1 protein-coding gene is annotated in these 1,280 nt (G+C 65.9%); it reads left to right on the top strand.

The genetic code is table 11. From position 1 onward, the window contains the following. The coding region (gene ugpB, locus AC1D15_RS32870) for a sn-glycerol-3-phosphate ABC transporter substrate-binding protein UgpB (RefSeq protein WP_477829365.1) at positions 1 to 1,199 on the top strand (1,199 nt) is incomplete at its 5' end. Positions 1,200 to 1,280 lie beyond the last annotated feature (81 nt).

Genomic DNA, 1,280 nt, shown 5'->3' with positions numbered 1-1,280 from the left:
ACGACCTGGCCACGCAGTTCAACAACAGCCAGAAAGAGTACAAGGTCACCCCGACCTTCAAGGGCAACTACGACGAGTCGATGACCGCCGCAGTGGCTGCCTTCCGCGCCGGCAATGCGCCGCACATCCTGCAGGTGTTCGAGGTCGGCACCGCGACGATGATGTCGGCCAWGGGCGCGATCAAGCCGGTCGGCGAAGTGATGAAGCAGAGCGGCGTCAGCTTCGACCCGAAGGGCTACGTGCCGGCGGTCTCGGGCTACTACACCGCGCCGAACGGCGAGATGCTGTCGTTCCCGTTCAACAGCTCGACGACGATCTTCTACTACAACAAGGACGCCTTCAAGGCCGCCGGCCTCGACCCGAACAAGGCCCCGACGACCTGGCCCGAGGTGACGCTGGCCGCCGCCAAGCTGAAGGCCGCCGGCGTCAAGTGCCCGTACACCACCAGCTGGATGAGCTGGGTGCACCTGGAGAGCTTCTCGACCTGGCACAACACGCTGTTCGCGACGCAGAACAACGGCTTCGGCGGCCCGAGCGCGCGCCTGGCCTTCAATTCGCCGCTGCACCTGCGCCACTTCGAGAACCTGGCCAACATGTCCAAGCAGGGCCTGTTCGTCTACAAGGGCCGCGCGAGCGTCGCGGTGCCGTCGTTCGTGTCGGGTGAATGCGCGATGTTCACCGGCTCGTCGGGCTCGTACGCCGATGTCAGCAAGGGCGCGAAGTTCGCGTACGGGCTGGCCCCGCTGCCGTACTACCAGGACGTTCCCGGCGCACCGCAGAACACCGCCATCGGCGGTGCGAGCCTGTGGGTGATGTCGGGCAAGAAGCCGGCCGAGTACAAGGGCGTCGCCGAGTTCTTCAAGTACCTGTCGAGCCCCGACGTGCAGTCGGCCAGCCACAAGCGCACCGGCTACCTGCCGATCACGACGGCCGCCTACGAGATGACCGAGAAATCGGGCTTCTACAAGGACAAGCCGGGCACCGACGTGGCGGTGACGCAGATGATCCGCAAGACGACCGACAAGTCGCGCGGCATCCGCCTCGGCAATTTCGTCCAGATCCGCACGATCATCGATGAGGAAACCGAGCAGATCTGGTCGGGCAAGAAGGATGCGAAGACGGCGCTGGACGACGCGGTGAAGCGCGGCAACGAGCAGCTGGAGCGCTTCGAAAAGGCCAACAAGGCTCCCGCACCCTGACGTCCCACCCCCGAGGCGCTGACGCGCCTCCCCCTCAAGGGGGCGCCCCCAGTGGCCCGGCAAAGCCGGTTCCACGGGGGC

The sequence above is a fragment of the Rhizobacter sp. P2_H2 genome (assembly GCF_056403375.1).
The sequence above is the reverse complement of the archived record's forward strand: the minus strand, read 5'-3'. Positions and strand labels throughout refer to the sequence as shown.